This window comes from Kribbella sp. NPDC104740 (assembly GCF_055583505.1).
In genome coordinates this window covers 377,940-386,807 of record NZ_JBVJNV010000001.1, presented here as the reverse complement: position 1 = coordinate 386,807, position 8,868 = coordinate 377,940, and the positions used below count along the sequence as shown (strand labels likewise).

Sequence of the window (8,868 nt, the reverse complement as noted above, 5' to 3'; positions counted from 1 at the left end):
GATTTTGTCGGTGGCAGTTCGTACTGTCACCGGCATGCGTTGGGTGGAGCTCGGGCGGAGTGGGTTGGCGGTGAGCGAGCTCGGACTGGGGCTGGCTTCGTTGGCGGGGATGTTCGCCGAGGTGCCTGAGGGGCAGGCGGTGGCGACGATCGACCGGGCCTGGGAGCTCGGGGTGCGGTTCTTCGACACGGCGCCGGTGTACGGGTACGGGGTCTCCGAGCGGCGGGCGGGAACAGCGTTGCGCGGGCGGCCCCGGGACGCGTACGTGCTGTGCACGAAGGTCGGGCGGTTGATCGAGCCCGGTGGGACCGATCTGCAGCCGATCTGGGCCGAGCCGCCCGCGGGGATCGGGCCTCGGCTGGACTACTCGTACGGCGCGGTGATGCGCTCGTTCGAGGAGAGCCTGCAGCGGATGGGGATCGATCGCATCGACATCCTGCACATCCACGACCCTGAGCTCGACTACCCGACGGCTTCGACCGAGGCGCTGCGGGCGCTCGTGGAGCTGCGCGACCGGGGGACGATCCGGGCGCTGTCGCTCGGGATCAATCACGCGGATGTCGCCGCGAGGTTCCTTCGCGAGGCGAGCGCGACGCCCGACTGCGTGCTGATCGCCGGGCGGTACAGCTTGCTCGACCAGACCGCCGCCGAGGAGCTGCTTCCGCTCGCGCAGCAGCTGGGTGTCGCGATCATCGGTGCGGGAGTCTTCCAGGGCGGGCCGCTCGCGGTGCCGAGCAAGAGTCCGAGCCCGGTGCGGTATCCACCGCTCCCACCTGAGGTCGCCGCTCGCCTCGACCAGCTGCGGCGGATCAGCGACCGGTACGGCGTGCACCTGCCGGCCGCCGCGCTGCAGTTCCCGCTCGCGCACCCGGCGATCCCGGCCGTGGTCGTCGGCGCCCGCACCCCGGCCGAGATCACCGAGGTCGCGGGCTACCTCGACCACCGCATCCCCCCGGCGTACTGGCGCGCCCTGGAACAGGCGGGCCTGATCCCGCTACGGTCGGCCTGAGGAGGTGCGGATGCGATTCGCGATGATGCACAAGACGAACCCGGCACTCGAGGCCGGCGAGGCGCCGGACCCGGAGATCCTGGCCCGGGCCGACGCGGTGCTGGAGGAGATGCGCCAGGCCGGCGTGCTGCTCGTCGCCGAGGGGTTGCTGCCGAGCAGCTACGGCGCGCGGGTCAGCTTCCCCGACGGCCCGCCGCGGGTGCTGGACGGGCCGTTCACCGAGACGAAAGAGCTGGTCGCGGGCCTGTCGATCATCCGGGTCGCCTCGAAGGAGGAGGCCGTCCGGTGGGCGCTGCGGTTCGCCGAGGTCGACCCCGGGACCGAGATCGACATCCTTCAGCTGGCCGACTGACCGCTCACTCGGGGCGAGCTCAGCTGCTCACTCGAACGAGCTGAGGACGCCCTCTTCGGCGCTCACCAGCGCGTCGATCGCCGCGAAGAAGGCGGCGATCCCGGGCAGGTTCGGGCCCTTCGCGCTGCTCGCCTTGTAGTCCTCGCTGGTCTCCCACTCGACGATGTCGAGCCACTCGTCGTCGGCCAGCTCGACGAGGCGGGCGGAGACGAAGCCGGTCCGGTCCGCCGCGAAGTCGGCGAGCATCCCCGGGCGGGCGGCCAGCAGCTCGTCCCGCCGGGCGGCCTTGAAGCGGGTCAGTTCCACAGCAGTCATGGTAACCATCCTTGATAGTCAGTAATGATGACTATATCAGGTTCACCGCGGCCCACTGCCCGATGTCCTCCCGGCGGATCGCCGTCGCCATCAGGTCCGGGAAGAGGTCCGGCGTACAGGCGAACGTCGGGATGCCCAGATCAGCGAAGGCCGCCGCGTTGTCGGCGTCGTACGACGGCGCCCCCGAGTCGGCCAGCGCGAGCAGCGCGACGACCTGAACGCCGGAGTCGACCAGCGAGCGGGCCCGCCGCAGCAGCTCCTCGCGGTTGCCGCCCTCGTACAGGTCGCTGATCAGCACCACCACGGTCTCGGCCGGCCGGGCGATCAGCGTCTCGCAGTACGCCAGCGCCCGGTTGATGTCCGTCCCGCCGCCGAGCTGCGTCCCGAACAGCACGTCGACCGGGTCTTCCAGCTGGTCGGTCAGGTCGACGACCGCCGTGTCGAAGACGACCAGGCTGGTCCGCAACGACCGCAGCGACCCCAGTACGGCGCCGAACACGCTCGCGTAGACGACCGACTCGGCCATCGAACCGGACTGGTCGATCGCCAGCACGATGTCGCGCTGCACGCTGTGGTTGCGCCGCGCGTACCCGACCAGCCGGTCTGGGACGATCGTGCCGAGCGCCGGCGAGAAATGCTTCAGGTTGAGCCGGACCGTGCGGTCCCAGTCGATGTCCGCGTGCCGCGGCCGGGCGGTGCGGCCGGCCCGGTCGAGGGCGCCGGTGACAGCGGCCCGGGTCCGCTCGGCGAGGCGTTTCTCCAGGTCGGCGACGACCCGGCCGACCACCTCGCGCGCGGTCTGCTTGGTCTCCTCGGGCATCACCTCGTTCAGCGCGAGCAGCGTGCTGACCAGGTGTACGTCGGGTTCGACGGCGTTCAGCAGTTCGGGCTCCATCAGCATCCGGGTGATCCCGAGCCGCTCGACGGCGTCACGCTGCATGACCTGGACGACGGAGCTCGGGAAGTACCCCCGGATGTCGCCGAGCCAGCGCGCCACCCGCGGCGCCGACGAGCCGAGCCCGGCCGACCGCTTGGTCCCCGGCTCACCGCGCTCGGCGTCGTACAGGGCGGCCAGCGCCGCGTCGACCGACTGGTCCTGCTTCGACAGCGTCGTACCGGTCTCCGGGTCGGCCTCGCTGCCGAGCACCATCCGCCAGCGACGCAGGCGTTCGTCGTTCATCACACCCCCAGCAATCGGGCGACCGTCGGCAGCACCGACGCCGCCAGCTCGGCGTCCAGGTCATTGTCCTCAGCAACGATCCGCACCGGCCCGCCCAGCGCCTGCGCGCGCTCGCCGATCGACCGGCGCTCGGGCTTGGCGAAGGTCCCGAAAGTCCTGCGCAGCAAGGGCAGAACCTCCAGGAACGCCTCGTCCGGGATCGCCGCGAGCCATCCGTCGACCAGCCCGAGCAGCCGTTCGTCGTGCACGAGCAGCAGACCGCCACCGGCCAGGAACCCTTCGACGTACCCAGCGGCCTCGCCGGTCGGCGTTCCCGGCGACAACGCGCGTCCCAGCCTGAGCGCGACTTCCCCCGCCGAGACGCGTGACGTGTCGAGCATCAGCCGCGTCAACCGCCCGCCGATCAGCGGCGGCACCGACGTACGGTCGCTCAGCCCTTCCAGCGTCGCCAGCCAGAGCTCGCGCGACTCCGCGGAGAGCAACGCCGTCGCGTCCTGCACCCCGTCGATCCGCTCCAGCACGGCCGCGGCCGCCTCCGGATCGAGCCCGTGCACAGTCCGTCCGAGCCCGGCGCACACCCGAGCCACCATCCGCTCGGCAACGGCTCCGAGCCCGGCCGTGTCACTTCCCCGTACGTCGCCGTACCGCGCGGACCGCGCCAGCGCCGGCAGCGCGGCCATCAGGTGCCCGACGTCCGCATCCTTCGCCGCGCGTGTGTCCACTCCCGCGAGCAAGGCCGGCAACGCCTCGGCGAGATCCGCGAGCAACGACCGTTCCAGCGCCGCGGTCACCTCAGCGAGCGTCGACGAGTCAGCAGCAGCCGCGAGCATCTTCGTCGTCGCCGCCCCCGCGACCGTCGTACCGTGCGCTCCGGCCGCGACCAGGTCGACCTCGAGCCCGGGATCCCAAGCCAGCTTCCACATCTCGCGAAACGTGCCCTGTGCCCGCCGGTCGTCCGACGTCGGCCGGCCCCAGTCGATGCCGAGGATCCGCAACCGGTGCAGCAGATGCGACTTCTCCCGGTCGTTCTCCTTGCGCAGATCGAGATCGATTACCCGCTCGGCCGGGTCGCGCTTCAACCGCAGCCGCCGCGCCTGCGCGGCCAGATCCGCCGCGACCGGCGCCTGCGGCGTGTCACCCGGAACACTCCCGAGCAGCTCACCGACGACGGCTTCCCGCGTCACCAGATCGAGCAGTACGTCGTTCCCGCCGCACAGGACGGCGCGCGTCGCCTCGGTCATCTCGCTCAGCCCGGCGAGCGGCCGTTCCCTCAACGCCGCAAGGGTTTCCGCGAGCCGTACGGCCTCGATCACGTGGGCACTCGACACCGGCAGGTCCTCGGCGCGCAGCACCCGCGCGACCTTGGTCAGCCAGCGCGTGGTGATCTGGTCGGGCGCTGTGAACAGGTGGTGGTACCAGCCCGGCGACGTCACGCCCGCGCCGTACCCACTCGCGTTGGCCAGCCGGCTGTGCGTCCACGGCACCCAGGTGCACGCGACCTTGCGCTTGGCCAGGCCCTTCAGGATCCGCGCGTCATGTGTTGCCGGAGGCAACGGTGCGGTCAGCGCCGGGACGTGCCAGGCGCCGCAGACCACGGCGATCCGCTCGAAACCCTCCTTGATCGCCTTGCGCAGCGTCTGCCGCATGTACGCCTCGCGCTGGGCCTCGCGGCCGGTCGCCTGCTCGCCGTGCCGCAGCTCGCGCATCGCCTCGGCGATCACCGTGAACGGCTCGGCGCCGTCGCGCCGGTGCTCGATCACGTCGTCCCACCAGCGCTCCGGGTCGTCGTACCCACCGGCCGCCGCCAGCGTCGCGAGCGGGTCGATCGACGCACCGCGCTCGCGCTCCGACGACCCGAACATGAGCGCCGCGGGCAGGTCGCAGAACCGCACCGGTACGTCGCTCGCGAGCGCGAACCGGATCGCCTGCCACTCCGGGCTGAACACCGCGAACGGCCAGAACGCGGCCCGGGTCGAGTCGTCGACGGCGTACGCCAGCAGTGCGACCGGCGGCACCATCTCGGGGTCCGCGGCCAGCTCGACCACCTTGTCGGCCTCGGGCGGACCCTCGATCAGCACGATGTCCGGCTGCAGGTCGGCCAGGGCAGCCACCAGCGCCCGGGCCGACCCCGGACCGTGGTGCCTGATCCCGAACAGGTGGACGGGCATCAGCTCAGGTCCCGGCACGCCCGGTAGAAGTCCGACCAGCCGTCGCGCTCGCGGACCACGGTCTCCAGGTACTCCGACCAGACCACCCGGTCGGCCGACGGGTCCTTGACGACCGCGCCGAGGATGCCGCCGGCCACGTCGTACGAGCGCAGGACGCCGTCGCCGAAGTGGGCCGCGAGGGCGAGCCCACCGGTGACGACGCTGATCGCCTCGGCGGTCGACAGCGTGCCGGACGGCGACTTGACCGCGGTCCGGCCGTCCTCGGTCCGGCCCGAACGCAGCTCGCGGAAGACCGTGACGACGCGGCGGATCTCGTCGAGCGCGCTGTCCTGCGGCGGCAGCTCCAGCGACGCGCCGAGCTGCGCGACCCGGCGGGAGACGATCTCGACCTCGTCGTCGGCGGAGTCCGGCAGCGGCAGCACGACGGTGTTGAAGCGGCGCCGGAGCGCGCTCGACAACTCGTTGACGCCCTTGTCGCGGTCGTTCGCGGTGGCGATCACGTTGAAGCCCTTGCGAGCCTGGACCTCACCGGCCAGCTCCGGGATCGGCAGCGCCTTCTCGGACAGGATCGTGATCAGCGCGTCCTGCACGTCGGACGGCATCCGGGTCAGCTCCTCGATCCGCGCGATCTTCGCCTCGGCCATCGCGCGCTGCACCGGGCTCGGCACCAGCGCCGCCTCGCTCGGGCCCTGGGCGATCAGCTGCGCGTAGTTCCAGCCGTAGCGGATCGCCTCCTCCGCCGTACCGGCGGTGCCCTGGACCAGCAGCGTCGAGTCGCCGCAGATCGCCGCCGCGAGGTGCTCGCTGACCCAGGTCTTCGCCGTACCGGGTACGCCGAGCAGGAGCAGCGCCCGGTCGGTCGCCAGCGTGGCGACGGCAACCTCGATCAGGCGGCGCGGGCCGACGTACTTGGGGGTGATCTCGGTGTCTCCGGCCTGGCCACCGAGCAGGTACGTGACCACGGCCGCGGGCGACAGCTGCCAGGCCGGCGGCCGAGCCCTGTCGTCGGTGGCGGCCAGCGCCGCCAGCTCGTCGGCGTACTCGGATTCGGCATGCGGGCGCATGACGGCAGTGCTCATGACAGCTCCTCGTACATCTCACGACGGAAATTCAGGGTCTCCACCAGGCGCAGGCGCCAGGTGTCTTCCTCACCGGTCGGCTCACGGGTGATCGGGTGGTTCAGAACCTCAGGCGGTACGGCGCGAGCGGCCGTGCTCGCCAGGCGAGCCCAGCTGCGGTGGGTGCCGGCCTTGGCCAGCAGGTCGAGCACCAGCTGAGCCAGCGGCGCCGGCCAGGGGACGGGGAGGCCGCCGACGAGCTCGGTGAGGTCAGTGGTCTTCCGCAGGTGCTCGATCGCTTGCGGCCACTGCTCGGCGGGCAGCACTCGGAGCAGCTCGCCCGTGCGTCCGTCGGTCGCTGCGTCGCTCAGGAGCAGTGCGGTGGCCCAGTCAACGCGCTGCTCGCGGACAGCTGCCTCGGCCCAGGCTGCTTGGAGCACTTCTGCTGCTACGCCTTCAACCGGTCGCTGCAGGATGTCTGGCGACGGCAGCGGGGCTGCTGCGACGAGCTGCTTCAACCACCCAGCGCGACGGCCGAGCCCTGGGTGCGCCTGCGGGTCGATGCCGTCCCGCTCCATCGCCTTGGTGACCCGCTCGGGCAGCTGGATCGCCAGGACACCCTGCGTCTCGGTCAGGTACGCCGCCACCCGCTCAGCCATCCGCAGGCTGTACTGCGAACCGCCGATGCTCGCCAGCAGGTCGGCCGCGAGTCGCCGTACGTCCTTGGCCCGGTCGTCGAGCGCGTGCTCGAGGAACTCCTCATCCTGCGCGCTCAACCCCGTGCGCAGCGCTCCCAGGAACTCCACTCGGGTAGCGGCCGTCTCGCTCGGCCACACGTCCCGCAACGCCTCCAGCGCTGCTGCTGGGTCGGTGGTGCGCAACCGCTTGAACCAGGCCCGCCGCTGCAGCGCGTTGCCGTGTGTCCACACCTGCGGGTCGTCGTTGACCGCCTCATGCATGAAGCGCCACTCCGGGTTCAGCTCCGCCAACCAGGCAGCGCGCCGCCCCGCAGCGGCGACCACCAACGGCCGGTACTCCGCTCTGCCTCGCGCGTAGTCGGCCAGCGCCGGCAGGTGCTCCGGTGGGATCCCCCAGCCCTTCGCGTCCGCAACCCGCAACCACTCGCCTAGTGCTGCCGACTGGAAGCCTGTGAGCATCGCCGCCAGGCGTCGGATCGCGTTGCTCCGCGGGAGTGGGCGGTCGTCGCCTTGAGCTTCCGGCAACGCCTCAATCCCTTGCAGAGGAAGGCGTCCTGCTCGCTTGTAGAGCGTCGCCAGTGCTGCGGCATCCAGCAGCCCGGCATCGTCCTTCAGCTGCTCCTGCACTGCCGGAGGAAGCTCGTCGAACACCGGAGGCCGCCGCTCGGTCCCCAGCAGAGCGGAGGAGACAAGCCCGTCCCAGCCCCTCATCCGCACACCCCCGCGACACGTCCGCTCACACGATCACCGCTCGGTCGCCGTCCCACGCGGTCATCGGGCGGAAGCCCGCTCGGTTCCATTCGCCTGCGACGGTGATCGGCGCGCCCGCGGAGACGGCCAGCAGCTTCCACGGGTCGAACGTCGGCAGAACCTCCAGCGCTCCGTCTCCGTCGACCAGCGCCCAGGTGGAGCCGTTGCGCGCTGGGCGCACGTCCTGCAGCACCAGCGGCCAGCGCTCGTTCCACGGGTCGGCGGTGAGCGATTCGACATACGCGGCGAGCGCCTGGTGCGCGGTGAGGCCGGACGGCCTGGGACCAGGAAGGCGAGGGGCAGTCTGGGTGAGGAGAGCGCGGAGCGGCAGGGCACCGGGATAGAACGAGAGCACGGCGGGAAGCAGCTCGCCCGGGCGCGCAGGCAGCGGATCGAGCCGGCGACCAGCGGGCGCGAACGCGAGAATCAGCGCCAGCCGCCCACTTGTTGCCCCACGCAACCAAAGCCGCCGTACGGTCAACCGGTCGTCAGGCTCGACGACCCGCCCCAGCACCAGCCAGTCGTCCTCGACCTTCTCCCCCTCAGCCTGGACGCGGGCGGTCTCCACGGTCCATCCGATGCGCGTCTGCACCGTGTCGGCCATCGCAGGCGGCAGATCACGCAGGCGGCTGTGCGCCGACACAGTCAGGTGGATGAGCGCCAGCTCCTCCAGCAACTCCCCCGGCCACCCGTGGCCACGCCCGACCACCCCGGCTGCTCGTCGTACAGCGCCGGCAACACCAGGCGCCTGCGCGTCGACCATCCGCGCCGCCAGCCGGCTCAGCTCCTCGTACCCACGCTGCTCGAACCCGCTGAGCCCTTTCCGTACCTGGTCGTCGAGCCAGCTCTCCAGCTCAGCCATCCCCGCAGACACCCGATCAGCCCGCCGCGTGGCCCGCGCCTGCGCAGCCAGTGGGTCAGCAACCTCGCCAGGCTTCTTCTCAGCCCGCTCAGCAGCCTTCTCCGCGCGACTGCTGCGCTCGGCCAGCCACTTGTCGACCCACTCCGGCTCCTCCGCCGCCGGCAACCCACCAGCAGCCCACAGCAACATCAGCCCCAGCGAGTGCTTGCACGGAAACTTCCGGCTCGGACAGCTGCACTTGAACGCAGGCCCGCTCAGATCGACCGACGTCTGGTACGGCGACTTCCCGCTGCCCTGGCAGTACCCCCAGAGCGCGGCATCGGAGCTACCGGCCTCGGACCACTTGGTGACCCGCGCCTGAGCCTGCCCGGCTTTCGCAGAGGCCGGATCCGGCGCAAGCGCCAGCACCTGCTCCACATCCCAAGGCCCCACTACGCTCCCCGCTCTCGCCTCCGTCTAGACGAGAGCATGCCATC

The 8,868-nt window shown here is 71.4% G+C and carries 8 protein-coding genes; 2 read left to right on the top strand and 6 right to left on the bottom strand.

Annotated features, from left to right (window positions below):
• The first annotated feature begins 34 nt into the window (after positions 1–34).
• Positions 35–1,009, top strand: a complete 975-nt coding sequence (locus tag ACZ6Z4_RS01845; protein ID WP_465557106.1) for an aldo/keto reductase — start codon at positions 35–37, stop codon at positions 1,007–1,009.
• A 10-nt stretch (positions 1,010–1,019) separates the two neighbouring features.
• Positions 1,020–1,361: a YciI family protein gene (locus ACZ6Z4_RS01840; RefSeq protein ID WP_363667823.1), complete on the top strand. Its 342-nt coding sequence runs from the start codon at positions 1,020–1,022 to the stop codon at positions 1,359–1,361.
• 27 nt (positions 1,362–1,388) lie between these two features.
• Here the strand turns inward: ACZ6Z4_RS01840 and ACZ6Z4_RS01835 are convergent, their stop codons facing one another.
• Genes ACZ6Z4_RS01835 through ACZ6Z4_RS01810 form a run of 6 tightly spaced genes read right to left on the bottom strand, consistent with a single transcriptional unit; the run spans position 1,389 to position 8,800 of the window.
• Complete coding sequence (locus tag ACZ6Z4_RS01835; protein WP_465557103.1) at positions 1,389–1,676, bottom strand: hypothetical protein; 288 nt, start codon at positions 1,674–1,676, stop codon at positions 1,389–1,391.
• Between the two features lie 31 nt (positions 1,677–1,707).
• Complete coding sequence (locus ACZ6Z4_RS01830; protein WP_465557101.1) at positions 1,708–2,856, bottom strand: VWA domain-containing protein; 1,149 nt, start codon at positions 2,854–2,856, stop codon at positions 1,708–1,710.
• On the bottom strand, positions 2,856–5,024 hold the full coding sequence (locus tag ACZ6Z4_RS01825; RefSeq protein WP_465557099.1) for a DUF5682 family protein: 2,169 nt from the start codon (positions 5,022–5,024) through the stop codon (positions 2,856–2,858). Before ACZ6Z4_RS01825 ends, ACZ6Z4_RS01830 begins: the two co-directional genes overlap by 1 nt.
• On the bottom strand, positions 5,024–6,103 hold the full coding sequence (locus ACZ6Z4_RS01820; protein WP_465557097.1) for an ATP-binding protein: 1,080 nt from the start codon (positions 6,101–6,103) through the stop codon (positions 5,024–5,026). Before ACZ6Z4_RS01820 ends, ACZ6Z4_RS01825 begins: the two co-directional genes overlap by 1 nt.
• Positions 6,100–7,491 (bottom strand): DUF5691 domain-containing protein, encoded by a 1,392-nt coding sequence (locus ACZ6Z4_RS01815; RefSeq protein ID WP_465557095.1) that lies wholly within the window; start codon positions 7,489–7,491, stop codon positions 6,100–6,102. Before ACZ6Z4_RS01815 ends, ACZ6Z4_RS01820 begins: the two co-directional genes overlap by 4 nt.
• Positions 7,492–7,516: 25 nt before the next feature.
• On the bottom strand, positions 7,517–8,800 hold the full coding sequence (locus ACZ6Z4_RS01810) for an SWIM zinc finger family protein (RefSeq protein ID WP_465557093.1): 1,284 nt from the start codon (positions 8,798–8,800) through the stop codon (positions 7,517–7,519).
• Between the last annotated feature and the right edge of the window lie 68 nt (positions 8,801–8,868).